Here is a 25,505-nt window from a genome sequence, read left to right on the forward strand (position 1 = left end):
CCGCGGGCGCGTGTCCCGTGGCGAATGACCGGGCGACAGTGCCCGCTCGAGACGGTCCGAGGAGGATGCCGTTCATGCCGCTCAAGAAGAAGGATCTGAAGCGTTTCCGCGACCTGCTGGAGGAGAAGAAGGCGGCGCTGCTGCAAAACGCGCAGCGCACCTTGCACGAGGACATGTCGCTGGACTCCGCCGATCTCCCGGACGAAATGGATCTGGCCTCCAGTGAGTACCTGCAGTCGTTCACCTTCCGGCTGCGTGGCCGAGAAAAGACCTTCCTCAAGAAGATCGATCACGCCTTGACCAAGCTGGATGGCGGTACCTTCGGGGTATGCGAGGAATGCAGCGAGGAGATCTCCCTCAAGCGCCTCGACGCGCGTCCAGAGACGGCGCTTTGCATCCGCTGCAAGGAAGATCAAGAGAAGGTCGAGAAGGCCTACGGCTGACGGTGGAGGCCGCGTCCAGTCGGGCGTGGCCCAGAGCGCCGCGCGCAGGGCGGGGGGGCCGGCCGGCTGCACCTTCGTCGGCGCTGCCCCTCAGGGCTCGACCGTCGCATAGCCAGCCAGCAGGGCGCCGGCGAGGTATGCCGCCCCAGGCTCGTCGCTCGGACGGCGGAGGCGCACATAGCTGTTGACCACCACGCCCTGGCCATCGCGTCGGCGGTGCGGATCTGAGGCGTCGAGGCGACCAAGGCGCAAGCGGCGTCCGCAGAGGAATACGAACTCGGCGCGCAATCCGCTGCAGCCGACGACGATGCCGACCTCGCGAAGCGAGTCGGATTGAGCGGGGCGCGCGCCGCGCCGGTTGGTCTCCGGCGCGAGCGTGCCGGGCTTCGTGCCCGCAGCGTTAGCCCTACCCTTCGCGAAGACGACGAGATCCCCGAGCTGGCAGGGCCCCCTGCGCGGGCGGAGCGTCGAGAGGGGCGGTAGCGCGGCCGAGGGGCGGTCGAGGATCTCGGCGACCCAGGCCTGGGCTGTGACCGTCTGCGCGAAGGGCTGGGTCTGACGGACGCCGTTCATCGCCCGAGCGACGATGCGGCTGCGCCATGGGTCGGGCGCGCTCAATCCGGGCCGGCTCGGCGGCGCAGGCGGGACGATGCTCGTGGGCGCGACCGCGGTCCGGGGCGCGTGATTGGCACCGGGGCGCGGGCCAGTGCTGCCCCCCGCGATCAGGCTCTGATGGAATCCGTAGCGCGCGCGGCGCGGGAAGTGCGATGAGGGTGCGCAGCCGGCGAGGCCAGCGAGTGAGGCGAGGGCAAGGGCGACCCTCGCCGCCGGGCGATCGGGCCATGCGCGCGGGGCGCGGCGGGCGTTGCGGGCGCGGCGAGCGCGAGAGCGGAGACGATGGCAGACGGTCGTAGGTTTGGCAGCCACTGGCGTGGGCGCGCGGCGTTCTTGATCCTGGTGGTCGGGTTGGCCTGGATCCTCGACGGGTTCATGCGTCATCGTGTGATCGATCATGCGGTGGTCCTTCGCTACGGCAGACGCCGCGCCGGATTGATCAGCTCCAAGCTGACCTATCGCAGCGGCGGCGAGGTCGTCGGCGAGGTCGACTTCAGTTATCGCACGCAGCGCGCGCTGCGCGAACAACGACACACGACGAGGCTCGTGCCTGGCGTCTACGAGGTGGAGGTGGCCCTGCGCTATGGGCCGCCAGCCCAACGCCTGGTGCGGCTGCGGCGGGTGTTGGTGGTGAAGGCAGGTGCGCCGAGTCGCATCGCCCTCGATTAGCGGCGGGCGCCGCGCGTCGCGCTCAGCGTCCGCCGCGTCGGCCGCAGGGAATGGCGATGCCTGCGGGCGCTCGGCCCGTGGCCAGGTTGACCAGGTAGTCCTCGCTCGGTGCACCATTTCGGACGTTGAGTAGCTCGGCCGCTGCGCTCACGGCGGGCTGGGCCTCGGCGTTGAGCGTCAGACCGCCGCTGAAGAGCACGCTGAGATCGAGCAGGCGCGTCGCTTGGTGGCCGTAGCGCGCTAGCTGCAGCGCGCCAGCGCCGGCGCGGGTCACGCGCTCTAGGCCGGTCCCCGCCGCGTCGAGCTGATAGGTCGCGAGCTGCGCCAGCGGACAGAACGCCGTCTGGGTCGCAATACCATCCGGGCGCTCGCAGGTCGCGGGGTTAGCGTTTCCGCCGCTGATCAGCACGGAGCCGTCATGCAGTCGCAGGGCGCTGTGATAGCCCGCCGGCGCCATCCCCCCCTGCGGGTCGAGCGGGCCCGAGCTTGCGAGCCCGCCACTCACGGAGCGCAGCAGCTGCAGGGCCGTGGCGCTCGGCGCACGGGTGGCGCGCCAGCGCGCGGCATCGACCGCGCGGGGTTCCAGCGCGAAGCCGCCGGTCCAAAGCAAGGCGCGCGGGCTCTTGCTTTGCTGCCGCTCCTCGTCCGTGATGCCGATCTCGGTCAGGGTCTGCCAGGCGGTGCCGAGTGCCACCCCGGCGAGGCCTGCGGCGTCGAAGCGCTGGCGCAGCGGCGCCACCTCTGTCAGCGCCGACTCCGCCTCGGCATCGCTCCCGTCCATCGCGCCGCCGAGCACAAGGAACTTGCCTTCGGGCAGCCGCGCTGCGGCATGACCCGCCCGCAGGCGGGCGAGCGGCACCGTCTCGGTCAGCTCGGGCAGGCTGTCCCCGGGCGCGGTTGGCGCGGGGAGTGCCCACCACTGGGCCTGCGGGCCCGCTGGCGCTGCGAAGCCAGCGTCGGCGCCGCTGCCCGCGGAAAAGACCGTCGGGCCACCGATCGCGAGCAGGGTGGTGCCGTCGCCGCTGAGCGCCAGCTCGGGAAAGAACCCGGCCGCGGGAGCCGGAAGCTCCGCGTAGTCGAAACGCCCGTCCTCTCCCCGAGCGGCGGGGAAGTAGGTCAGGATGCCCGACGGGGCGGCGGTGGCGCTGGCCTCGGGACTGATCAGAAAAGGGTCGCGATCGAGGGCGCTCAGCAGGTGGGCCACGGCCTCGCTGCCGGTCGGGCTAGTCATTCCCCCCAGCAGCAGCACGCGATAGGGACCCGTGCGCGGTGAGGTGAGCAACACTGCGCGATGAAACGCGCGCGGCGGCATCTTCGTCGTGGCGACGACGAGGCGCGCGCTGAGATCCGTGGGGTCGAAGACCTCGACGGAATCCTCGGCGTAGAGCAGTCCACCGTCGATCGTCGCCGCAGCTCCGGGGCTTCCGGTCAGACCGCCCGCGAGCAGGACCTGTCCGTTGGGGAGCAGCGTGGCGCTGTGAAAGGCGCGCGGGCGGCGCTGGCCGAAGAAGCAGCTCTGCGAGCCCGCGCGCTGCAAATAGACCGACACCTCGTCGTCGATGACCTCGTCAAGTCGAGTCTGGCCGCTGTAGACCAGGTGCTGATCCTCGGAGTCGAAGGCCTCGACGCGAAGCACGACCCCACCTCTAACGAGCTCCGCTTGCGGAACGAGCAGCTCACGCGCCACCTCGCCTTGCGGGGCGGTGGCGTCGCAGATCAGATCGTAGCGCCCGACGGTCAGGTCCGACGCCGTGCTCCCGCTCCCTCGCAGGAACGACAAGCGCAGGGTGTAGGTGCCGGCCGGAAGGTCTGTCGTGGCTTCGTTCGCCGGATCGCCGCAGCGCTGGTCCGCGCCCACAGCTGGAACCTGAATGCGCCGCAGGCGCAGCGGCGGGCGGCTGCCGCTGCAGCCGCCGAGCGCGAAGAGCAGCGCCAAGGCGAGGACGGTCAGACGCACGGGAGAACCTCCGGAGACACGGGCGCAGCGCCGAGGCCGCGCCGCAGCCTAGCACAGCGTCGCGCGCGGCGGGCGGCGTTCGAGTGGCCCGCTAGCCGAGCTCGCAGTCGCTACCGACCGGATCGTGGCACTGACGAGCGCGATCCGCGCCGATCGCGATCAGCGACCTGGCCTCCATCGACGCCTGGCAGTAGGCTGCCGGGCAGCGCGCGCAGGTAACCCGGCGAGGGATCGAGAGGAGGCGGTGGATGGACCAGACGATGGACCGTGATGTGGGGAGGCGAGGGCCGGCGACGGCGCATCGTGGGGGCGACGCCGGCCGCCACTGCGGCGGGATCGGGCGTAGGATGAGGCCGTCGCTCGCGGCGGCCTCCGCGCTGGTCCTGCTCGGCATGCCGATGGGGATTGGCTGCGGGCTGCTCGATGAAGCCACCACCCTGACGCTATGTGCCGATCCGCAGCACTTTGCGGTCGATACGGCGCAGCTTGGATTCTCGGCCTCAGCGACCGTCCTGCCGGAGCTGCCGTGCGAGTCGGCGACCAACGTCTGTACCCAGCTGACCGATGGCTTCGCCTGTGACGCTGAGCTCTGGCAGTGCAGCGCGCGATGCACTGCCAGAGCGGGGGGAGGCAGCGCGCTCTGTGGCTTGCGTGCGGCCTTGGGCAGGCACCTGGACGTCGATATCGCGGCTCACGTTCGCAACCAACTCTAGGCTCACGCGCTGAATCACGTCACGTTGGGGCGTGTCGAGTACGAGGTCTCACAGAACACGCTCACCATCGCGACGCCCGAGCTGCGCATCTATGTCGGCCCAACCGCTGCCACCGCCGTGACGGACGCCGGTGTGGTGCTCTTGGCTCGCTTGGCGCCGATCGCGGCGGGCACGACGGTGGCGCCGACTGCGTTGCCGATGGAGGCCGCGGGTCAGCGCCGACTCGCTGAGCTGGTGAAGGACTACCGCACGCCCTTCCGGCTGCTGGTCGCCGCCGAAATCGCGGTGGAAGGTGGAGGGCCGCTGCCAAGGGGCGGGATCGCGCTCGAGCTCAAGCCCTGCTTCAAGGCCGAGCTGCTCTAGGAAGTCGATCGCCGATCGGACCGGCGGACCAAGCCGGGCGACGCTGGTCGAGGGTGCCGGGCTACTGGACGGGCGTTGATCGGTCGACCGGTGAGCGAGACCTAGAAGTCACCCGCGGCGGACGGCTGAAGCAGCCGCTCATCGTCGTCGTCGTCGTCGTCGTCATTGTCGTCATTGTCGTCATTGTCGAGCGGGCCCTCGCCGAGGTTGACGCGCTCTTTGAGCTCCTTGCCAACCTTGAAGAAGGGCAGGCGCTTGGGCTTGACGTCGACCTTGGCCCCGGTGCGTGGGTTGCGCCCCTCGTAGGCCTTGTAGTGCCGAATCTCGAAGCTGCCAAAACCGCGGATCTCAATCCGCTCGCCGCTCTTCAGCGCGATCTCCATCGCATCGAATACGCAGTTGACAATCAGCTCCGCCTTGCCTTTCGGCAGCTTCAGCTTGTCCGCCACGGCCTCGATCAGCTCGGACTTGGTCATCACCCGCTCCTTGAACACCGGAAGAGAAGCCCAGCTCGGCACCCACGATCTGCACGCGAGGTCGAATACTAGCTCGGGATGCCAGGAAAAGACAACAATCTTCGCATGGTGCAGGTGGCGTCGCTCAGTCGTAGTACTCGAGACCGAGATGGGTGATCTGCGTCTCGCCGCGCAGGTAGCGGAGCACGTTCTTCAGCTTGGTGAGCTGCACGAAGAGGTTATGCTCGGGGTAAAGCTCCGGCGCGACCATCGGCGTCTTGAAGTAGAAGCTCAACCATTCCTGGATATCGCGCAGGCCGGCGCGCTGCGCGAGGTCGAGGAAGAGCGCGAGGTCGAGCACGAGCGGCGCGGCGAGAATGCTGTCGCGACAGAGGAAGTCGACCTTGATCTGCATCGGGTAGCCAAGCCACCCGAAGATGTCGATGTTGTCCCAACCTTCCTTGTTGTCGCCCCGCGGAGGGTAATAGTTGATGCGGACCTTATGATAGAGCTTCCCGTAGAGGTCGGGATTGAGCTCCGGCTGCAGGATGTGCTCGAGGACGCCGAGCTTGCTGACCTCCTTGGTGTGGAAGGCCGCGGGATCGTCGAGCACCTCGCCGTCGCGGTTGCCAAGGATGTTGGTCGAGAACCAACCGTTGATGCCGAGCATGCGATCGCGCAGCCCCGGCGCGATGATGGTCTTCATCAGGGTCTGACCGGTCTTGAAGTCCTTGCCGGCGATGCAGAGGCCGCGCTCGCGCGCCAGCTCGCGAATCGCCGGAATGTCCACCGTGAGGTTGGGCGCGCCGTTGGCGAAGGGCACGCCGCAGCGCAGCGCCGCGTAGGCGTAGATCATCGAGGGCGCGATCGCCGGGTGGTTGTCGCGTAGCCCCTGCTCGAAGGCCGCCAGGGTCTCATGGACCGGCTGTGCCTCGAGGTAGACCTCGGTAGAGCCGCACCAAATCATCACTAATCGCTCGCAGCCCTCCCGTTGGCGAAAGCCCTCGATGTCCGCCATCAGCGCCTCGGCCCAGGCGAGCTTGCTTTGTCCTGGCTTGATCCAATCGCCGTGCAAACGGGTGACGTAGTCCGAGGAGAAGACCGCCTTCATCGGTGCGACGGCCTCGAGGTCCGGCTTGACCTGCGCGAGCAGCTCGCGTTCGAGCACGCCGGCGCGCTGAGCCGCCTCGTAGCAGTTCTCCGAGAAGATATCCCAACCGCCGAAGACCAGGTCGTCGAGTCCGGCCAGCGGGACGAACTCCTTGATCTTGGGCGTGCGGTGTTCGGTGCGTCGGCCGAGGCGAATCGTGCCCATCTGGGTCAGCGATCCGATCGGCAGCGCCAAGCCTCGGCGCACCGCGGCTACGCCGGCGATGAAGGTCGTGCTAACGGCGCCCAGTCCGGGCAGCAGGACGCCGAGCTTGCCGGTGGCCGGCTTGATCTCCGCGGGTGAATTGATCATCGGGTCTCTCCTCGTCTGGCCCGCGCCGGCGTCCGCTCGGAGCGCCCTTCAGGCCGGGGTAGCGGTACCATTAGTTGGTTCTCGGCGACAAGCTGTGCCGGGCGTCACGCCGCGCGGATTCGGGCGCCCGCAGCGGCGCGCTCAAGGCAGCGGGATCACCTGCAGGTTGTCGAAGCTGCAGTCGGATGCCCAGTTATTGAAGGCGAGGTACGCGTGTCGCCTGCCCTCGAGCGGGGCCGCGTCGTCAAAGGACAGGAAGGGTTGCCCGTCGATCGACCAGGCCAGCCGATCGCCCTGGCGGACGATCGTCCAGTGATAGGTCCGGTTCGGGGTCACCGGCCGATCCGTGCGTTGAACGCGGTCCTCGCCGTGTTCGTCGAGGCGGGCGATCGCCGCGATCGAGTTGCTCCAGCCGCCGAGGATCAGCACGTAGCTCGTCGCCAGGTAGGCGCCCCGATCGCCGGCGGAGGATTCGCCGTCGCCCCAGAGCTCGAGCTTGATATCTCCGTCTGCGGAGCCCGATCGTGCGTCGAGCTCGATGCGCGCGTTGCGCGGCAGCGCCCGCGTTAACCACAGGGGCTTGTTATAGGCACCGCGCACCTGCAGGGCGCCGCCACTCAGCCGATAGGGGCCGCCCGTGTTGCGGTAGTCGGGGCCGAGGTCGGTGCGCTCGAAGCGATCGAGGAAGGGCGCGCGGATCGGCGCGCTCCGTGCACACGATGCGCTGGCCGTGGCCAAGAGCAGCGCTGCGACGGTCGAGAACCCTGGATTGCTCATGGCGCATTTCCCTCGCCGCGGAGTGTAGCGGCGCCGCAGCGGGTGCTCAACCACCGCGCCGCGCCCCCACGGCTGGCGCCCGGCGCTCAGACGGGCTGAGCGAGCTCGCACTCCAGCAGCAGGTAGAGCGCGCGTGCCCAACCAAGGGGATCGTCGGGCTCGGGTCCCGCGCTGGCGATGATCGCCGTTGTGCTCTCCGCGGTGGCAAGCCGCTGATAGAGCGCGCCGAGGGTCGGGAGCTGCAAGAGGGCGGCATTGGGCGCCCCAGGCGGCGGCGCCGGAAGCCGCCTGACCTCGCAATCGCGGAGGCGGGCGAAGTACGCGGTCAGCGCCGCGCGCGAGAGGCACGCGACCCCAGCCTGCAGGAGCTCGACCAAGCGCAGGTCGCAAGGGAAGGCGTTCGCCGGTGCTTCGTGCCCGCGAAAGAAGGCGAACTGGCCCGCGGACCAGGCGAAGGTCTCCGTCACGCGCTCGGTAACAAAGGCCGCGGTCGCGCGGGAGACGTGCAGCGGCGAGAGGCGGCCATCGGCGATCAAGGCGGCGACGAGTCCCCGATGCGCGCGCGCGCGCGCTGCCCGCGCCACGTCCTCGCGCGTGGTCAGACCGCGCTGCAGGAGAAACGCCACCAGCAGCTCGTCGCTGCGCTCGGCCGCGAGGAGGCGGGGTTGACCGTCGGCGCAGTAGATCGCCCTCAAGGCGTCGCCGTCGAGGATCACCGCCGGCAGGCCCAGGAGCTCCGCGCTCAGCTCGGCGACCCAGACGCGGTCGCTCGCGGCATGCTCGCCCGTCGTCTCAGCGCTCTCGGTCGCCGCGGGATGGCTGAGGAGGAGCAGTCCCGTCTCCTCGGCGGCAGCGAAGCGATAGAGCACCTTGGCGACCGACCTGAGGGCCAGCGAACCGGAGAAGTCGGCGGAGCGCGAGCTGCTGACGGTCGAGCCCAGTGGCGGCTGGCGCGACGTGGCGCCAGCGCTCGCGTCCGCCGCGGCGCTGCGCGGGGCCGCGCGATGCGGCTCATGTGCCGCGCGAGTGGGCAGCGCCACACCTCCCTCGCCGGCCCTGGGCAGCCCCGGCGCCTCAGTCGCGAGCAGGGCGCTGGGGTCGAGCTCCATGCCGGCGCGGCGCCGATGGCCGCTACCCGAGGCGTCAAGCAGGTCTCGTGGCCGACTGACGGGAGTCTGGTCGAGCGAGAGCTCTCCCGCGAGGCTGGTTCCCTCCTCGATCGCCAGCAGAGGAATCGCGCCGAAGACGTCGAGGAGCCCTGTGGTTTCCAACGGGAGGTGGGGGCCCGTGGGTGCAGCGCTCGCGCGGCCGGTCGGCGGCGCGGCGGCGTGCGGAGCCAGCGCCTTGACCGCGACCGCGGTCTCCGGCGCAGCGCTTGTCGTCGCCCCCGCGATCGCTGCGGTCCCGGGGGCGCGATGGCGGGTCGGTCCTTCGAGCTCTGTCTCATCGAGCGCGACGCGCTGCGCTGCCGCGAGAGGCGGGTGGCTGCGGGGCGCGGCTGTGGGCGCCCTCCGCGGGTGGATCCCTCCCGAGCTGTCGTCCTCGCCGGCCTCCGCTGTGGCGTCGCGCTCCGCCGCGGAAGGTCCGAGCTGCGGCGCGACGTACTGCGCGATGAAGCCGGCGAGGGTCTCCTGGCTGACGCGCGTCCGTCGCTGGTAGAGGAAGTCGACGATGTCGTCGTGGGCTGCTTGCGCTGTGGGGTAGCGATCGTCGGGGCGTCGCTCGAGCATCCGCCGCAGGATCGTTACCACCTCGGGCGGCAGCGCCGCGGCGTGCCGATCGAGCACGTCGAGTCGCACGTTGACGACGCGGTTGAGCGTCTCGAAGTCATTGCGCGCGGCGAAGAGCCGCCGGCCCAGCACCAGCTCGGCGAGGACGATGCCCGCCGAAAAGATATCCGAGCGGCCATCGACCGCGATACCTGTCACCTGTTCGGGGGACATGTAGCCGTACTTGCCCTTCAGCGTGCCGGCCTGGGTCGCTGACTCTTGCTGCACCAGAGCGATACCGAAGTCGCTCAGCTTCACGTCGCCGCGCAGCGAAACCAAAATATTCGACGGAGAGACATCGCGGTGCACGACGCCGAGCGGGCGGCCGTCGCCGCCCAGCGCCCGATGCGCATAGTGGAGGCCGCGCAGCAGCTCCGCCGTGATGAAGAGCGCGAGCACTCCCGGGAGCCGCTGGCGCTGCTTCGCCAGGGTGCGCCAGAGACGGCGGGCGTCGAGACCGTTGACGCGCTCCATCGCGATAAAATACTGGCCGTCGATCTCGCCCAGCTCGAGGACCTGGACGATGTTCGGATGCTCGAGGTGGCAGACCAGCTTGGCCTCGGTAACGAACATCTGCACGAAGCTGGCGTCGCTGGCGAACTGCGGCAGGATCCGCTTGATCGCGACGTTCTTCTCGAAGCCCATCGCGCCGACGATCTTCGCGCCGAAGATCTCGGCCATCCCGCCCACGGCGATGTGCTCGGTCAGCAGGTAGCGCCCGAAGGGGATGGGCTTTGGCAGTGCTTGCATCGCGTCGCGCCGCGTCACCGGCTCAAAACAGGGCCGCCGGCGCCGATCTTGGCCGTCGCAGTCATTCCGTTCAAGGCTTTTGCTGCGCCGCTCGCCACGACGAGTTGTCCGCAGGCTGCGGCGATATCGAGCCCCCGGCTGTGGCGCACTGTGGCGGTCAAGCCGCGCGCGCGCAGCAGCTCGGCGAAGGTCTCCAGCGCTTCGTCGTCGGGTCGCCGCAGCTCGGGCTGATCCGAGCGAGAGGGGTTGTAGGGCAGCAGGTTGACCTTGGACGGGATACCCTCGAGCAGGCGGCAGAGGCGCGTGACGTCCCCAGCGCTGTCGTTGACGCCCGGCAGCAAGAGGTATTCGAAGGTGATGCGCCGCCGACGCGGCAGCGGGTACGCGCGCAGCGCCGCAAAGAGGGCGGCGAGCGGCCAGCGGCGATTGATCGGCATCAAGCGATCGCGGACCTCGTCGGTCGTGGCGTGCAGTGAGATGGCCAGGCCGACTTGACGCATGCGCCGACCCAGCTCGCGGATCCCAGGGACGACACCGGCGGTGGAGACGGTGATGCGCCGCGGCGAGAGATCGAGACCCTCGGGGGCGCAGAGCAGCGCGATCGCCGTCACCACTGCGTCGACGTTGACGAGCGGCTCGCCCATCCCCATGAAGACCAGGTTGGTCAGCCGCTCGTCGGCCGGCAGGAGCGCGTTGACGCGGTAGACTTGATCGACGATCTCTCCCGCCGTCAGGTTGCGCTTCAGGCCCATCGTGGCGGTGGCGCAGAAGCTGCAGCCGAGCGCGCAGCCGACCTGCGAGCTGATGCAGAGCGTGCGCTTGGTCTCGCGCGGAATCAGCACCGACTCGATCGACGCGCCGTCGACGCAGCGCAGGCGCAGCTTGCGCGTGCCGTCGGCGCTCTCGAGCAGCTCGGCCACCTCGAGCGGCGCGAGGGTGGTGCTGCTGGCCAGGTGCTCGCGGAGCTCACGCGGCAGGTTGGTCATCGCTGCGACGCTGGTCGCGCCTCTGCGGTGGATCCAGCCGAAGAGCTGCAGGGCACGAAAACGCGGCTGACCGAGCTCGGCAGCGAGTTGCTCGAGCGTCGCGAGCGGGAGGCTGCGCAGGTCGGGAAGCGGCTTCATCGGCAGGGGCAAGGCCAACGGGCGATCGCGCTCGACGAGCGCTAGGCTAGCCCGTTCAGCTCGCTGGCGCTGAAGAAATAGGCAATCTCGGTGCGCGCCGTCTCGGGGCCATCGGACCCATGCACCGCATTGCGCTCGATGCTGGCGCCGAAGAGCTTGCGCAGCGTCCCCTCCGCGGCCTGCGCCGGATTAGTGGCGCCCATCAGCTCGCGGTTGCGCTGAATCGCATTGGGTCCCTCGAGCACCAACGCCATGATCGGCCCCGAACACATGAAGCTGCACAGGTCCGCGAAGAAAGGGCGCTCGCGATGGACCGCATAGAACCCCTCGGCCTGGCTCGCGCCGAGGCGCAGGAGCTTCGCGCCGACGACGCGCAGTCCGCCCTGCTCGAGCACGTTGATGATGGCGCCGATTTGGTTGCGCTCGACGGCGTCCGGCTTGACCAATGAAAGCGTGCGTTCCACGACTCACTCTCCGCTGTTGCCTGCGCGCTGTTGCCTGCGCGCTGTTGCCTGCGCGCTGTTGCCTGCGCGCTGTTACTCGGGACCCTGCTGCCGGCGCCTCGTGTTCCTCTCGATCGCCCCTCGGCCGCCGCGCCTCGGCGGCGAACCGCGCTGGCGCGGAGCGGGATCGCGCACGGCGATCTCCGCCAGGCTCCTAGCACGACTTGGGGTCAGGCTCAACGCGCGGGCTGGGCGCGGAGCCTGGGGCGCGCTGCACCGCGGCGCGCGATCGCGCGTCGGCGAGGCCTCAAAGCTCTGGCGGCAGGATCAGGTGCTCGGTCTCGATGCCCGCCAGCGCGAGCAGCGCCAGCCCGTCGGCCTTGCGGTACTCGCGCAGGTAGTAAACGCGGCTGATGCCGGCGTTGATCATCGCCTTGGCGCAGGCGGCGCACGGGCTGTCGGTCAGGAACATCACCTTCTGCGGTTCGGTGAAGTCGAGCTTGAGCAGCGCGTTGATCTCGGAGTGGATGCAGCCGCAGTTCCCGGGCTCGAGGCGGTCGCAGGTATTGGGCAGGCCGCGTGCGTTGCCGTTGTAGCCGATCGAAAGCACGCGGGTGAAGTCGCCGCTGGTGATCACGCTCCCGACCTGCAGACGCACGCAGGTCGAGCGCAGCGCGACGAGCTGCGAGAAGCGGCCAAAGACCTGCCTCAGCGTTGGGCGCTGGCGTGCTTCCATCGTCGAGCTCCTCTGGCGCGGGCCGCTCAAGAGCCGGCCGGCCGGCCCCCTTCCAGCACCACGCGCTGATAATACTCGGCGGCGCTCAGGCCGTCGGCGGCGATGGTGACGCGGGCCGCGGCAAGCGCTTGATCAACCAGCGCATGCAGCATGGCCAAGGATTGGCCGCCGCTGACGAAGCGCCCATTGACGAAGAACGAGGGCGTTCCGCGCACGCCGAAGGCGAGCAGTCGCTCGCGTTGCGCCAGCACGGCCTGCCGGGTGGCCGGGTCGTCACGGCAGCCGCGCCAGGCGTCCAGCTCGAGGCCGAGCGCCGTGGCGTGACGCAGTAGTGTGTCGTCATCGAGCGCGGGGGCCGCCGCGTAGAGTGCGTCGTGATAGCCCCAGAACTTCCCCTGGGCCGCGGCACAGGCCGCGCCGACGGCGGCGGGCAATGCCCGCTCGTGAAACTCGACCAGCGGCAGGTGGGCATAGAAGAGGCGCAGGTCCGCCGGGTAGTCCTCGGCGAGTTGGTGCAGGACCGCCGCCTGAGTCTTGCAATAGGGGCACTGAAAATCGCCGGCCTCGATGATGGTCACCAGGGCGTCGGTGGGTCCGCGCTCCTCGCCGAGCAGGGGCATGGCGTAGATCGTGGAGGAAGTCGCCTCAGCGCTCTTCGAGGGCTCCGCACCGCAGGCCGCAGCGAAGGTCAGCAGGGCAAGCAGTGGGACGAGCAGCCGGGCGAGCGACGGGACGATCGACGGGACGCTTGGCTGGGCGCTTGGCTGGGCGCTTGGCTGGGCGCTTGGCTGGGCGCTTGGCCGCGAGGAACTCGGTTTGGTGCGCTGCCTGCCCATGCGCCATTCCCTCGCTAGCGTACCCTTCGCTCGCGTACCTCTAGTACGATGCTCGCATGCTGGCAAGGAGCGCAGGCGAGGCGGGGTCGGGCGGGCGATTGCCGGGGCGCAGGCTGGTGCCCTGGCTGGCGGGCGGCCGGCGGGCGACCCTTGGCGATTGGCCCGCGGGCGCAGGCGCGGGCCGGGCCCGTGGGCTGCTGCTCACGCTGTGGCTGGTGTTGGCGACATCGAGCGCCCAGGCCGGCGAGCCCTTCAGCAGGCAGGTCGAGCTGCACCCTGACCATCCCGTGGGCACACGCTACATGGAGGTGGCGCTCTGCGGTGCGCTGGCCCTGGCGGCGGTCGAGGTCGAGGGCGTACGGGTCGGGGGCTTGTCCGGCCTGGCGTGGGATCGGCGCCGGCAGCGACTGGAGGCGCTCTCCGATCGCGGCCACCTCTTCGAGTTGCGCCTTCGATGGCGACGGGGGCGACTCGTCGCCGCCGAGGTGCTGCGGGCGGTGGCGTTGCGTGGCCCTGAGGGAGCGCCGCTCGTGGGGGCAGAGGCCGATGCGGAGGGTTTGGCGCTGGTGGTGTCCCGTTGGCGCGGGCGCCGTCGGACGGAGCTCTTCGTCTCGTTCGAGCAGCGACCGCGGGTTTGGCGCTTTGGCCTCGACGGCCGCTTTCTGCGTGAGGAGCCCTTGCCGGCGCTGTGGACAGAGGTCACCGCCTACCGCGGTCCCAACCTCGCGTTGGAGGCTGTAGCCTGGCATTCGCGCTGGGGACTGGTCTTTGGCGGCGAAGCGCCCTTGCGAGGCCAGCCCCGCCAGACGCTGCCGCTGGGGGCAGCGGGAGGGGAAACCTGGCAGCTCGCCGCCAGCGCGGCCGTCGAGGAAAGCGGACTCGTCGATCTGGCGCCGTGGCGCGACGGCGCGCTGCTGCTGCTCGAGCGCGGCTACGTCGCCTCGACGGGACGGACGGTCATCAGCCTGAGCCGCTGGACGCCGCGGCCTCCGCGGGGCGCTAGCGAAGCCCCGCAGGCCACCGATCGCCTGGTCGTGCTGGACAGCGCCGAGGGCTGGGCGATCGACAACTTCGAGGGTCTCGCGGCGCTACCGGGCGGGCGCGTGCTCCTCGTCAGCGACGACAACGAGAGCGCCAGACAGCGCACGCTGCTGCTCTGTCTGCGGCCGCTGGGTCGCCGAGGCGCGTCGTGGCGCCGTGCGCAGCCGTCGGCGAAGGGACGCGCGCGTCGGGCTCACGCGGTGATCGCCGGATCGACGTCGACGCCGACTGGGCAATGATCGGACCCCTTGACCTGCGCGTCGATGAACGCAGCGCGCACGTGGCGCAGCGCTGCGGAGCACGCCAGCACGTAGTCGATGCGCCAGCCAATGTTGCGCGCGCGGACGCCGCCGCGCTGACTCCACCAGCTGTAGTGCCCGGGGCCGCCTTCGAAGTGGCGGAAGGTGTCGACCCAGCCCGCGCGCAGCCAGCGATCGAGCTCGGCGCGCTCTTCGGCCAAGAACCCGCTGGTGCCGCGGTTGGCCTGCGGCCGCGCGAGGTCGATCGCTTGGTGCGCGGTGTTGAAGTCGCCGATCACCAGCACGTGGCGATCCGCCCGGCGCAGCCGCTCGAGCTGCGCGAAGAGCGCGCGGTAGAACGCCAGCTTGAAGGGCACGCGCCCGTTGTCGCGTGCTGACCCGCTGCCGTTGGGAAAGTAGACGTTGGCGACGACCAGGCGGCCGAAGTGGGCCAGCTGAAGCCGCCCCTCGGCGTCGAAGTCGGCCTGCCCGAGCGCGGTGCGGAGCGCGTCGATCGGGCGGCGGCTGTAGAGTCCCACGCCGCTGTAGCCCGCGCGCGTCGCCGCGGAGAAGTTGGTGAACCACCCCGCGGGCGCGTGCACAGCGTTCGGCAGCAGGCGGGGATCGGCGCGCACCTCCTGCACCCCGACGATCTCGGCGCCACAGCCGGCGAGCCAGCGAGTAAAGCCCTTCTTGGCGCAGGCTCGCAGTCCATTGACGTTCCAGGAGACGATGCGCATCTGAGCTGCCCTGTTGAGCGGGGAGGGGGGGGCCGGCGATCCTGCTCGAGCGTTGGACCAAGACTCGGCTTGCGATGCTAGACTACGCGCAAGCCGCTGACCATGTCGACCCAAGCGCCCATCGCCGCGCTTCCCTCGGCCGAGGCCATCCTCGCCGCGCGCGACCACCTCGAGCTCCGTGAGCTGGTGGCGATCGGCGCGCTGCTCAACTCCGAGCGGGACATCCGTCGCCTGCTGGCGTTAATCCTCAGCAAGGCGCGCGCGCTGGTCGGCGCCGATGCCGGCAGTGTGTACGTGGTCGAGCCGAGCGTCGATGGGGCGACCCGAGGTCGGCTGCGCTTCGAGGTCGCGCAGAATGAGTCGATCGCCGTCGACTTCGAGACGACGACGATCGAGATCACGCCGCATTCGCTCGTCGGGGCGGCGGTCCTCGAACGCCGGGCCCTGCACATCCCCGATCTCGACGCGGTCACGGCGGAGGGTGGTGGACCGCTGGGCCATGATCGCAGCTTCGATCAGCGCAGCGGGTACATCACGCGCAGCGTCTTGACCGTGCCCATGGTCAACCTGCGCGGCGAGGTCATCGGCGTTATTCAGCTGATCAATAAGAAGACAAAGCCGAGCGCCCGCTTGACCAGCCCGGCTGACTTCGCTTGCCTGGTGGGGCCCTTCGACGGGCGAGCGATCGAGCTGGCCAAGACGCTGGCCAATCAGGCCGCGGTCGCGCTCGACAACGCGCTGCTCTACCAGGAGTTGCGGCAGGCCTTCGAGGGCATGGTCGAGGCTGCGGTGCTGGCGATCGAGCAGCGCGACCCGACGACCAGCGGCCATTCCCGCCGCGTCGCCGATCTGACGGTCGGTTTGGCCGAGCAGGTCGATCGGCTCAGCGACGGGCCCTTCGCGGGGGTCCACTTCAGCCGCGATGATCTGAAGGAGCTCGAGTACGCCGGCCTGCTGCACGACTTTGGCAAGGTCGGGGTGCCGGAGCGGGTGTTGGTCAAGGCGGACAAGCTCTATGAAGCCGATCGCGATCGGATCCTCGATCGCTTCGACTATGTGCGGCAGTGGCTGCGCTGCGAGAGCCTACGCTGCGAGTTGCAGCTCGCCCGCGGATCGGATCCCGCGAGCGGCGCCGCGCTGGCTGCGGAGCTCCGCCGCCTTGCCGAGGAGCTGAGCTTCGTCGACCGCTGCGAGCAGACCGTGTTGGCGGCCAATCGGCCGACGGTGCTCGACGGCGATCGCGCGGAGCTGCTGGAGGTGATCGCGCGTCGCAGCTATCTGGATGCGCGGGGCGAGCGGCAGCCCTACCTGACCGCGGCCGAGCTGGAGTGCCTCGGGCTGCGACGCGGCAGTCTCACCCCGGCCGAGCGGCGGCAGATCGAGTCGCATGTGGTCCACAGCTATAACTTCCTCTGTGCGATCCCCTGGGGCCGCGGCTTCCAGCGGATCCCGACCATCGCCGCCGGACATCACGAGAAGCTCGACGGCTCGGGCTACCCGCGCGGCTGTCACGCCGACGCGATTCCGGTCCAGGCGCGGATGATGGCCATCGTCGATATCTACGATGCGCTGACCGCGGCGGACCGTCCCTACAAACCGGCCGTGCCGCGTGAGCGGGCGCTGGCGATCCTCTGGCAGGATGCGGGGCAGGGCAAGCTCGATAGCGCGCTGCTGCAGGTGTTTTGCGAGGCCAAGGTCTACGCTCGCGAGGGCCCGGTACGCTGATCCGACGGGCGCGCTAGCCCGTCGTGGGCAGGGCGGTGTCCCAGACCAGCCGCGCCTGCGCGATCAGTGCGGCGCGCTCCGCGGCGTAGGCGCTCGCGTCGATCGCTCCGCTGGCCTGGCGCCGCTCCAGCGCAGCGAGGGCGTTGAGCAAGGTCTCACGCTGGGCGGCACGGCGCGCGGCGTGGCGGCGGCCTTGGATGATCCCCGCGGTCGCCCAGAGCGCGATCAGCACCGTCAGACCCAGCACGAGCTGACGAGGCCACTCCGCGCGGTGCGGGAGGTTACGAAGCGTCAGCTCGAGCTGCTTCCCACGCGCCACCGGGCTGAGGGAGAAGAGCTGCATCGCGACGCCCTGATGCCGTCGGACCTCGCGCATCTCGAGGTTCGGTCCCGAGAGCTCGACACCGGGCGCCTCCGCCAGGGCGAGCAGCGAGCGCGCGCTGCCGAGGGGTAGGTGCTGGCGAAACTCGAGGGTCGCGCCGTCATAGGGCAGCTCATAGGACGCCTGCAGCACGAGCTGGCCCGGTGGCAGGGGTCCACGGAGCACGATCGCCGCCGCGCGCTCGTCGAGGCGGGCGACGCGCTCGGTCTCCTCGCTCAAGGCCGCGCGCAGCGCGCCCGTTGGCAGGGGGACGACCAGCCCGCCCGCGCCGAGGTCGACGAGGCGTGGCCCGCGGTTGACCAAGACGAGGATGTGCGTGCAGCTCAGTCGACCTTCGCTGACCTGGGCGAGGACGTGGGTGCCCGGCGCGAGCTCGAGGCTCTCCCTGCTCGTCGTGCGATCGTAGACGACGAAGGTCGCACGCTTGCCACCGACCTGCGCCGGCGTCAACGTGGCGCTGCGGTAGCTGTGCCCGTCGTGCATGACCTGCAGCGTGAAGGTCGCGGGGGCGGCATCCTTGCTAGCGCTCGTCGCTCGCGGCAGGCGGAAGAAGGCGCGCCCCTGGGTGTCCGTGGGTTGGGTCAGCTCGGGCTCGCCGAGGCGTGAGAGGGTGACCTTGGCGCCAGCCAGCGGCGTACGCGCCGCGCCCAGCAGCGCCAGCGCCTCGAACCGGTCGAGTGCGAGGCCCTCGGCGACGCTGAGCGTCGCGGCACCGGCGGTCCCGCCGAGGGGCGGTGCGCCGGGAACCCCCGCGTGCGGGTCATCGCCCGCGTCCATCGCCGTGGCGGCGTCACCCGCGGGCGGCGGTTCGTCGGCTGCCGAGGCCGCCGTCGCGTCGATGGCCAGGGCGGTAGCGAGGGGCTGCGGCGGGGATCGCGTCGAGAGCAGCATCTTCACGCCGGCGCCCGACGCGAGGCTAAAGGGGCGCGACGGGATCCCTTGGGCGCCTCGTCGGAGCAGGGCGAGATAGATCGAGCCTTCGCTCAGCCCTTCGAAGCGGACGCGGCCATCCGGGCCGCTCTTGCGCTCCCCGCGCTCTCCATCGCGGTCGCCGCGCGGCGGAAGAGTTCTACCGTCTGGCCGGCTTAGGCTTGGTCGAGGCCATCGCCGATGACCTTGACCGTCAGCACGCCGGCCGGCAGGTCAGCGCTCGGCAGCGGCTGACCGAGCATCTCGGTCGGGAGGCTCGCGCCCGCGGCCTGTGCCCAGGCGGGGGAGGCTAGCGCTGAGAGGGCGAGGAGCAGGACGAGCGCAACGCTGCCACCCAGGCGCCGCTTGAGTTCTCGCTCGATCTGCTGGTCGAGCAGCAGCGGTGGCTGGCCGAGGCGAGCGGCATCGAGCTGTTGGAGCACCTCCAGCGCCCGCTGGCGCAGCGGCGCGGCGAGCTGCGCGGCCTGCGCCTCGTCGAGGCGCTGCAGCCCGGCATCGAAGTTGATCTCACGGATCGAACGCAGCAGCAGCAGCTTCTCGCGTTCGAGGTCGCGCAGGCGCTGATCGGGGGCGGGCGGGGGCTGCTCGAGCTGCCCAACCAGGGTCCCGACACTGCGAAGCAGCAGGTGGAGTAGGGCGCCGAGCGCGGCAGCAGCCAGCGCGGCCAGCGCGATCGCCGTGCCGCCACCGCCGCTCCGAGCGACCAGGGCCACGCCCGGCGCGACCAGCAGCAAGGGCAGCAGCCAGCCCGTCCAGCGCGAGAACTTTGCTAGCACCGCTTCGCCCTCCCGATGATCCCTATTGCGTCATCCCTATTCGTCGCCATCCGCGGCTTCGTCGACACGGCGCCGTCCTGCGGCCTCGCTTCCCAGCTCGGTCGGTGGCGCACCGCCGGTGCGGGCGAGGGCGGGCGCCGCACCTGCTGGCCGGGCCAGGGCACTCAAAGGCAAACCCGCGACCGCGGCGCCCAGGGCCATCACCAGGAAGCCGAGCCAGACGAAGCTAACCAGGGGGTTGATCACCACCTTGAAGGTCGCCGATCGGCTGGCCTGATCGTGTCCCCCGAGCGCGACGAAGAGATCTTCGCTGGTCGAGCGCTGGATCGCGACCTCGGTCGTCGGGCTATCCTCATGGCGAAAAAAGACCCAGCGTGCCGGGTGAATCGTGCTCGTCGCCTTGCCCTCCTCGAAGACCGTCAGGTCCGCGGTGAGCATGCCCTTGAGCTCGTCCTCGGTGACGCGCAGGCCGTCGTAGCGCAGTTCATAACGGCCGATGGCCACGCGCTCACCCGGTCGCAGGACCGCCTCGGTCTCCTGCTTGAAGGCCTCACCGGCAAACCCGACGCACATCAAGGCCACGCCGATGTGCACCACGTACCCGCCGTAGCGCCGATGGTTACGCAGCAGCAACCCGCCGAGGGCCTGGCCGAAGCTCGTCTGCGCCGCCCGCGCGCGCACCGCGGCGGCGCGCAGCACCTCCTGCAGCACCGTGGCGATGACGAAGGCGCAGAGCCCCCAGGTCACCAGGGCGAGCTTGCCCGCCGCAGGCCCCAGGAAGCGTAGCGCGAGCCCGACGAGCAGCCCGACGATGGCTGGCCACTGAAACTGCCGACGCAGTCCGGCGGGCGTCGAGTGACGCCAGCCGAGCATCGGGCCGACCCCGGTCAGCACCAGCAGGGCCAGGCCGATCGGCACCATCCAGCGATTGAAGGCCGGGATGCTGATCGTGATCTTGTCGCCGAAGAGCTCTGAGATCGTCGGGAAAATCGTCAGCACCATGACCAACAGGCAGGCGCTGAGCAGGACCCAGTTATTGAGCAGGAACCAAAACTCCCGGCTCATTGCCGACTCCAGCGCGCCCCGGCTGCGCAGCAGCGGTCGGCGCCAAAGGATCACGCCGAAGCCGGTGACCAGGGTCAGGCCAATGAAGGCGAGAAAGACGTAGCCAATGTTCGATCGAGCGAAGGAATGCACTGAGTCGATGAACCCGGAGCGGGTGAGGAAGGTGCCAAAGATCGTCATCACGAAGCCGAGCAGGGCGAGCACGACGTTCCAGATCTTCAGCATCTGTCGCCGGTCCTGGACCATGATCGAGTGCAGGAACGCGGTGCAGAGCAGCCAGGGCATGAAGCCCGCGTTCTCGACGGGATCCCAGCCCCAGTAGCCGCCCCAGCCCAGCTCCTCATAGGCCCAGAGCATCCCCAGGGTCAGCCCGAGGGCGAGCGCGAACCAGGACACCAGCGCCCACGGGCGGGCGGCGTGCAGCCAGGTCTCGTCGACGCGTCCAGCCAGCAGCGCGCCCATGGCGAAGGCGAAGGGCACGGTCAGCGTGACGAAGCCGAGGTAGAGCGAGGGCGGGTGCGTCACCATGTAGGGATTCTGCAACAACGGGTTGAGGCCCTTGCCGACCTCGGGGGTGACCGAGAGGTAGGCGTCGAAGGGGTTCGAGCTGACCACCATCACGACGCCGAAGAAGACCACGACCAGCATCAAGACCGCGCTGGCGTAGGGGACGATGTCGCCCAGCCGGTGCTGATTGCTGCGCATCGCCAAGGCCGAGACGAGCGAGAGCAACCAGACCCAGAGCAGCAGTGAGCCCTCCATGCCGCCCCAGAGCGCGGTGATGCGGTAGAACGCCGGCATCGCGCGCTCTGAGTGCTGTTGCACGTAGACCAGCGAGTAGTCGGAGATCGTGAAGGCGTAGGCCAAGAGGAGGATCGCGAGGGTCGTGGCCGCTGCCACGCCGTAGAGCGCGAGCTGCGCGCTATGCACCATCGCGGCGCTGCGCCGCCGCGCGCCGACCAGGGCCAAGGCAGCCGACCAGGTGGCGAGCAGCAGGGTCAAGTAGATGCAGAGCGTCCCGATTGTTGCCATGGGAGCGCGCCCTCCAGCGGAAGTGTGTGGCGTGGGTCGAGCCGCGCTCCGCAGGCCAGCGGCTCGCGACCTCACGCCTTCGTCCGAGCCCGCGGAGCGCGCAATATAGACGAGGGTCGCGGGCCCCGCAACGCGCCCTCGCAGCGGACGCTCGCAGCGCTTCCCCGGCCCGCTCGAGCTGGTCTCGACGGGGTCTGACGCCCGGGGTTGGCTTTCGGTCCGCAGCTAGTCAGGCTAAGTTCAGGGGTGCGGCGCGTGCACGCCTGTCGCTCGCCACGCTCGGCGAGGGCAGGCGCGGCGGGGCCCACGATGCGGAGGCTACGATGACGCTTCACCGACCCGGCAGCGCAGCGCTTCGGCCCGCGACTGCCGCGGAGGCGTTGGACGCTCTGCCCGAGGCCGTCCTCGCGGTGGACGACGCAGGGCAGGTGCAGCTCGCCAATCGCGCCGCCGGCCGGCTCTTCGGCTGCGACGCGGGGGCGTTGATTGGCGCGCCGGTGCGCCGTGTGCTGCCCGCCTGGCCTGAGCTGCTCGAGGTCTGGCGGCCGACGGATCCTTCGGCGGCGCCAGAGGATGCGGGCGCTGTCGAGCTGCCCGGCCTGCGCTGCGACGGCGCGACGGTGGCGCTCGAGGTGCTGCCGAGCCGACTGCCGGCGGGCGCCACCGAGCTGACGCTGGTGCTGCTGCGCGATGTCGGGGCACGCAAGCGGCGTGAGCAGCGGCGGACGCGCGAGACCGCGCGCTTGGCCGCGGTCAATACGGAGCTCTCCGTGCTCTACGAGGTGACGGCGGCGATGGCGCACAGCCTCGATCTCGCGGAGACGCTGCCCGCGGTGCTGCGGACGATTACGCAGCTACGTGCGCTGCCGGTCGAGCCCCGTGGCGCGCTCTTCCTGCTGGAGGGGCTGCGGCTGCGCCTTGCGGCTCAAGTCGGCTACGAAGAGGAGTTCCTCCAGCAGCACCGTGAGATCGGGGTTGGCGAGTGCCTTTGTGGTCGCGTCGCCGCGGCGGGCGAGCCGCTGCTCTCGGCGAGCTCGGCGCATGACGCGCGACACAGCATCTTCTGCGCCGGGCTGGGCGACCATGGGCACATCGTCGTGCCGCTCAAGGCCCAGCAACGCGTCGTCGGCGTGCTCTGCTTGCACCTCGCGGTCGACACCAGCCTCGATGATCTGGCCGTGCGGGCCCTGGTCACCGCGGGTCATCACATCGGCGTGGCGATCGAGCATGCCCGGCTCTACGAGGGGGCACGGCAGCGGGCGCTGCATGATTCACTGACCGGGTTGGCCAACCGCCGGCTGATGGAGGTGCTGCTCGAGCGCAGCCTGGCGCAGGCGCGACGCGCCGGCACGGCGCTCTCGCTGGTGATGATCGATGTCGACCACTTCAAGCGCTTCAACGACACGCATGGACACTCGGCCGGCGACGAGGTGCTGCGGCAACTGGCGGCGGCGATCACCGCCAGCGTTCGTGATGCGGACCTGGCCGCGCGCTACGGCGGCGAGGAGTTCTTGCTGCTGCTGCCGGACGCGGGCCTGGACGAGGCGGCTGAGGCGGCAGAGCGGGTTCGAGCAGCGGTAGCCGTCAGCACGCCAGTGACGATCAGCCTTGGGGTCGCCTGCTATCAAGAGGCGATGGGTGGGGTGCAGGCGCTCCTCGACGCCGCCGATGCGGCGATGTATCGCGCCAAGCGCAGCGGCCGCAATCGCGTCGAGCTGGCCCCGCCGCCGCTGCCGCGCGACTAGACCGCCGCTGCCGCGCGATCAGCGGCCGCCGAAGGGCTGGTCGGCGCCGCGGGTGGGCAGCCAGGACGGGGCGTCGTCGCGCAGGTAGCTGTCGACGGCGCGGGCGGCCTCGCGACCGTCGGAGATCGCCCAAACAATCAGGCTCGCGCCGCGGCGTGCATCGCCGGCGGCGAACACGCCCTCGACGTTGGTGGCGAAGTTGCGATCAATCGCGATGCTGCCGCGCGAATCGCGCTCGACCCCGAGCTGATCGGCCAGCGCAGCGGTGTCGGGCCCGACGAAGCCGAGCGCAAGGATCAGCAGGTCGACGGGCAGCGTGAGCTCCTGCCCCGGCTGCTCGACGAAGCGCAGGCCGCCGCCGGGCTGGCCGACCGGCTCGACGCGGACCGCATGGAGCTCGCGCAGCTTGCCCTCGCTGCCGCTGAGACGCTTGGTCTGCAGCGCGAACTCACGCAAACCGCCTTCCTCATGGCTGCTCGAGCTGCGCCAGACGACGGGCCATTGGGGCCAGGGGTTGCCCGTATCTCGATGGCGCGGGGGCGCCGGGAGCAGCTCGATCTGCTGCACGCTGGCGGCTCCGTGGCGCAGGGCGGTCCCCAGGCAGTCGGAACCGGTGTCGCCCCCTCCAAGGATGACGACGCGCTTGCCGGTGGCGAGCAGCGGGCTGGCCATCGGTGCAGCGCTGCCGACCGCGCGGTTCTGTAAGCGCAGGAAGTCCATCGCGAGGTGCACGCCGTCGAGCTCGCGCCCCGGGACGTCGAGCTCGCGCGGCCGCTCGGCGCCGATGGCAATCAGCACCGCGTCGTGGTTGTTGCGCAGCTCGCGCCAGGTCGGGCGCTCGCCCACCGCCGCGCCCGTGACGAACTCGATGCCCTCCGCCTCGAGCAGCGCGAGGCGACGGTCGATGACCCACTTCTCGAGCTTGAAGTCCGGGATGCCGTAGCGCAGCAGGCCGCCGAGCTGATCAGCCTTCTCGTAGACCGTGACCCGGTGGCCCGCCGAGTTGAGCTGGGCCGCTGCCGCCAGCCCGCCCGGGCCGCTGCCGACCACCGCGACGCTGTGCTCGCTGCGCAGGCGCGGCGGCTGAGCCTGGACCCAGCCTTCGGCGAAGGCGCGCTCGATGATCTCCTTCTCAATCTGCTCGATCGTCACCGGCTCGGCGTTGATCGCGAGGACGCAGGCTCCCTCACAAGGCGCGGGGCAGAGCCTTCCCGTGAACTCCGGGAAGTTGTTGGTTGCGGCGAGGCGTAGATGGGCCTCCCGCCAGCGATCACGGTGGACGAGATCGTTCCAATCCGGGATCTGGTTGCCCAGAGGGCAGCCCTGCTGGCAGAAGGGCACACCGCAGTCCATGCAGCGGCCGCCCTGCTCACGCACGCGCTCGAGGGGCTGGGGCTGCTCAATCTCCCGCCAGTCGCGTAGCCGCTCGGCGACAGGGCGCTTGCTCGGCAGCGCCCGCGGCCATTCCTTGAAGCCAGTTGCCTTGCCCACTACTTCAGCCCTCCGTCGACCACCGCCAGCTGTGGCGGCCGTTGCGCCGGTCGCTGCGCCGCGCGCCGCGCTTGCAGGACGCGCTTATAGTCCCTGGGCATCACGCGTACGAAGTGCGTCAGCATCAGCTCCCAGTTGTCGAGGATGCGTCGCCCGACGGCGCTGCCGGTGTAGCGCACGTGATCCTCGATCATGCCGTAGACCAGCCAGATCGCGCTCTCGTCGACCAGCTCTTCGAGCTCGACCATCGCCAGGTTGCACTTCTTGCGGAACTGCTGCTCGCGGTCGAAGACGTAGGCCACGCCGCCGCTCATGCCGGCGGCGAAGTTGCGTCCCGTGCGCCCCAGCACCACGACCACCCCGCCGGTCATGTACTCGCAGCCGTGGTCCCCGACGCCCTCGATCACGGCGCGAGCGCCGCTGTTGCGCACGGCGAAGCGCTCGCCGGCCAGGCCCGCGGCGTAGAGCTCGCCGCTGGTCGCGCCATAGAGCACGGTGTTGCCGATGATGATGTTCTCGGCCGGCACGAAGCGACAATCGCGCGGCGGGTAGATGATCAGCTTGCCGCCGGAGAGACCCTTGCCGACGTAGTCGTTGGCCTCGCCCTCGAGCTCGAGGGTGACCCCGGGCGCGAGGAAGGCGCCGAAGCTCTGCCCCGCGCTGCCGCGGAAGCGCACCTGCAGGGTGTCGCGCGGCAGGCCCTTGGCCCCGTGCTCGCGGGCGATCATGCCGCTGATCAGCGCTCCGGCCGCCCGATGGCAATTGGCGATCGGGAGGTTGACCTCGACCGGATGTGCGGTCCGCAGCGCGTCGCCGATGCGGCTCAGAATCACGTGGTCGATGTGATCCTCGAGCGGCCAGGGCCGCGCCTTGGCGAAGCAGCGCGGACTGTTGGCCGCCGCAGCTGGCTCCGCCAGCAGCATCGCCAGATCGAGCTTCTGCGCCTTCCAATGCTCCGCTCGCGACAGCGGGCGCAGGCGATCGACGCGACCGACCATCGCGTCGATGGTGCGAAAGCCGAGCCGGGCCATATAGGGCCTGACGCCCTCTGCCAGCAGCAGGAAGAAGTTGACGAGGTGTTCGACGCGGCCGGCGAAGCGGGCGCGCAGCTCTGGATCCTGCGTGGCGATGCCCACCGAGCAGGTGTTGAGGTGGCACTTCCTCAACATGACGCAGCCCTCGACGATCAGCGCGGCGGTCGCGACGCCGAACTCCTCGGCGCCGAGC

General features: G+C 70.1%; 23 protein-coding genes. 7 read left to right on the plus strand and 16 right to left on the minus strand.

Annotated elements, in window-relative coordinates; all coding sequences use genetic code 11:
* Positions 1-74: 74 nt before the first annotated feature.
* Positions 75-443: a TraR/DksA C4-type zinc finger protein gene (locus IPL40_15970; protein ID MBK8482634.1), complete on the plus strand. Its 369-nt coding sequence runs from the start codon at positions 75-77 to the stop codon at positions 441-443.
* Positions 444-533: 90 nt separating this feature from the next.
* Here IPL40_15970 and IPL40_15975 read toward each other — a convergent pair whose 3' ends face one another.
* Positions 534-1,016 carry a hypothetical protein gene (locus IPL40_15975; GenBank protein ID MBK8482635.1) on the minus strand — a complete coding sequence of 161 codons (483 nt, stop codon included), beginning with the start codon at positions 1,014-1,016 and terminating at the stop codon, positions 534-536.
* 324 nt (positions 1,017-1,340) lie between these two features.
* Here IPL40_15975 and IPL40_15980 point away from each other — a divergent pair, with 324 nt between their 5' ends.
* A complete protein-coding gene (locus IPL40_15980; GenBank protein MBK8482636.1) occupies positions 1,341-1,727 on the plus strand; it encodes a hypothetical protein in 387 nt (128 codons plus the stop codon).
* A gap of 22 nt (positions 1,728-1,749) precedes the next feature.
* On the opposite strand, the gene IPL40_15985 is transcribed toward IPL40_15980, so the two are convergent.
* Positions 1,750-3,684: a hypothetical protein gene (locus IPL40_15985; protein ID MBK8482637.1), complete on the minus strand. Its 1,935-nt coding sequence runs from the start codon at positions 3,682-3,684 to the stop codon at positions 1,750-1,752.
* A 248-nt stretch (positions 3,685-3,932) separates the two neighbouring features.
* Here IPL40_15985 and IPL40_15990 point away from each other — a divergent pair, with 248 nt between their 5' ends.
* Together IPL40_15990 and IPL40_15995 are read left to right on the plus strand one after the other, a co-directional pair.
* Positions 3,933-4,397 (plus strand): hypothetical protein, encoded by a 465-nt coding sequence (locus tag IPL40_15990; GenBank protein MBK8482638.1) that lies wholly within the window; start codon positions 3,933-3,935, stop codon positions 4,395-4,397.
* Positions 4,398-4,421: 24 nt separating this feature from the next.
* Positions 4,422-4,760, plus strand: a complete 339-nt coding sequence (locus IPL40_15995) for a hypothetical protein (GenBank protein ID MBK8482639.1) — start codon at positions 4,422-4,424, stop codon at positions 4,758-4,760.
* 101 nt (positions 4,761-4,861) lie between these two features.
* Here the strand turns inward: IPL40_15995 and IPL40_16000 are convergent, their stop codons facing one another.
* The 8 genes from IPL40_16000 to IPL40_16035 all read right to left on the minus strand — a co-directional run bounded on the left by IPL40_16000 (position 4,862) and on the right by IPL40_16035 (position 13,112).
* The gene (locus IPL40_16000; GenBank protein ID MBK8482640.1) at positions 4,862-5,236 is read right to left on the minus strand and encodes an integration host factor subunit beta; all 375 of its coding nucleotides are present in this window, start codon (positions 5,234-5,236) and stop codon (positions 4,862-4,864) included.
* A 124-nt stretch (positions 5,237-5,360) separates the two neighbouring features.
* Positions 5,361-6,677, minus strand: coding sequence for an inositol-3-phosphate synthase (locus tag IPL40_16005; protein MBK8482641.1), 1,317 nt, complete (start codon positions 6,675-6,677; stop codon positions 5,361-5,363).
* A 141-nt stretch (positions 6,678-6,818) separates the two neighbouring features.
* Positions 6,819-7,454 carry a hypothetical protein gene (locus IPL40_16010; GenBank protein ID MBK8482642.1) on the minus strand — a complete coding sequence of 212 codons (636 nt, stop codon included), beginning with the start codon at positions 7,452-7,454 and terminating at the stop codon, positions 6,819-6,821.
* An 86-nt stretch (positions 7,455-7,540) separates the two neighbouring features.
* Positions 7,541-9,973, minus strand: a complete 2,433-nt coding sequence (locus IPL40_16015; protein MBK8482643.1) for a protein kinase — start codon at positions 9,971-9,973, stop codon at positions 7,541-7,543.
* Between the two features lie 14 nt (positions 9,974-9,987).
* Positions 9,988-11,097 carry a 23S rRNA (adenine(2503)-C(2))-methyltransferase RlmN gene (rlmN, locus tag IPL40_16020; protein MBK8482644.1) on the minus strand — a complete coding sequence of 370 codons (1,110 nt, stop codon included), beginning with the start codon at positions 11,095-11,097 and terminating at the stop codon, positions 9,988-9,990.
* 41 nt (positions 11,098-11,138) lie between these two features.
* Positions 11,139-11,561: a nucleoside-diphosphate kinase gene (gene ndk, locus IPL40_16025; protein ID MBK8482645.1), complete on the minus strand. Its 423-nt coding sequence runs from the start codon at positions 11,559-11,561 to the stop codon at positions 11,139-11,141.
* 286 nt (positions 11,562-11,847) lie between these two features.
* Positions 11,848-12,276 carry a hypothetical protein gene (locus IPL40_16030; GenBank protein MBK8482646.1) on the minus strand — a complete coding sequence of 143 codons (429 nt, stop codon included), beginning with the start codon at positions 12,274-12,276 and terminating at the stop codon, positions 11,848-11,850.
* Between the two features lie 26 nt (positions 12,277-12,302).
* Complete coding sequence (locus IPL40_16035; protein MBK8482647.1) at positions 12,303-13,112, minus strand: thioredoxin domain-containing protein; 810 nt, start codon at positions 13,110-13,112, stop codon at positions 12,303-12,305.
* Between the two features lie 56 nt (positions 13,113-13,168).
* On the opposite strand from IPL40_16035, the gene IPL40_16040 reads away from it, so the two are divergent.
* Positions 13,169-14,392 (plus strand): esterase-like activity of phytase family protein, encoded by a 1,224-nt coding sequence (locus IPL40_16040; GenBank protein ID MBK8482648.1) that lies wholly within the window; start codon positions 13,169-13,171, stop codon positions 14,390-14,392.
* On the opposite strand, the gene xth is transcribed toward IPL40_16040, so the two are convergent.
* Complete coding sequence (xth, locus tag IPL40_16045; GenBank protein ID MBK8482649.1) at positions 14,347-15,132, minus strand: exodeoxyribonuclease III; 786 nt, start codon at positions 15,130-15,132, stop codon at positions 14,347-14,349. The genes IPL40_16040 and xth overlap by 46 nt on opposite strands.
* 102 nt (positions 15,133-15,234) lie before the next feature.
* Here xth and IPL40_16050 point away from each other — a divergent pair, with 102 nt between their 5' ends.
* Entirely contained in the window at positions 15,235-16,857 is a 1,623-nt protein-coding gene (locus tag IPL40_16050) for a GAF domain-containing protein (protein MBK8482650.1), read from the plus strand.
* 13 nt (positions 16,858-16,870) lie between these two features.
* Here IPL40_16050 and IPL40_16055 read toward each other — a convergent pair whose 3' ends face one another.
* The 3 genes from IPL40_16055 to IPL40_16065 form a co-directional block, all read right to left on the minus strand.
* Positions 16,871-18,136 carry a hypothetical protein gene (locus tag IPL40_16055; protein ID MBK8482651.1) on the minus strand — a complete coding sequence of 422 codons (1,266 nt, stop codon included), beginning with the start codon at positions 18,134-18,136 and terminating at the stop codon, positions 16,871-16,873.
* A 188-nt stretch (positions 18,137-18,324) separates the two neighbouring features.
* Positions 18,325-18,945, minus strand: a complete 621-nt coding sequence (locus IPL40_16060) for a hypothetical protein (GenBank protein ID MBK8482652.1) — start codon at positions 18,943-18,945, stop codon at positions 18,325-18,327.
* A gap of 36 nt (positions 18,946-18,981) precedes the next feature.
* Positions 18,982-21,042: a heme lyase CcmF/NrfE family subunit gene (locus IPL40_16065; GenBank protein MBK8482653.1), complete on the minus strand. Its 2,061-nt coding sequence runs from the start codon at positions 21,040-21,042 to the stop codon at positions 18,982-18,984.
* A gap of 323 nt (positions 21,043-21,365) precedes the next feature.
* Here IPL40_16065 and IPL40_16070 point away from each other — a divergent pair, with 323 nt between their 5' ends.
* A complete protein-coding gene (locus tag IPL40_16070; GenBank protein ID MBK8482654.1) occupies positions 21,366-22,787 on the plus strand; it encodes a diguanylate cyclase in 1,422 nt (473 codons plus the stop codon).
* A gap of 18 nt (positions 22,788-22,805) precedes the next feature.
* Here the strand turns inward: IPL40_16070 and IPL40_16075 are convergent, their stop codons facing one another.
* Both IPL40_16075 and IPL40_16080 read right to left on the minus strand, forming a co-directional pair.
* The gene (locus IPL40_16075) at positions 22,806-24,278 is read right to left on the minus strand and encodes a glutamate synthase subunit beta (GenBank protein ID MBK8482655.1); all 1,473 of its coding nucleotides are present in this window, start codon (positions 24,276-24,278) and stop codon (positions 22,806-22,808) included.
* A partial coding sequence (locus tag IPL40_16080; protein MBK8482656.1) for a glutamate synthase subunit alpha occupies positions 24,278-25,505 on the minus strand: 1,228 nt, incomplete at its 5' end. The genes IPL40_16080 and IPL40_16075, both read right to left, overlap by 1 nt.

It is taken from the genome of Pseudomonadota bacterium (assembly GCA_016711215.1).
Taxonomy (GTDB): Bacteria; Myxococcota_A; Polyangia.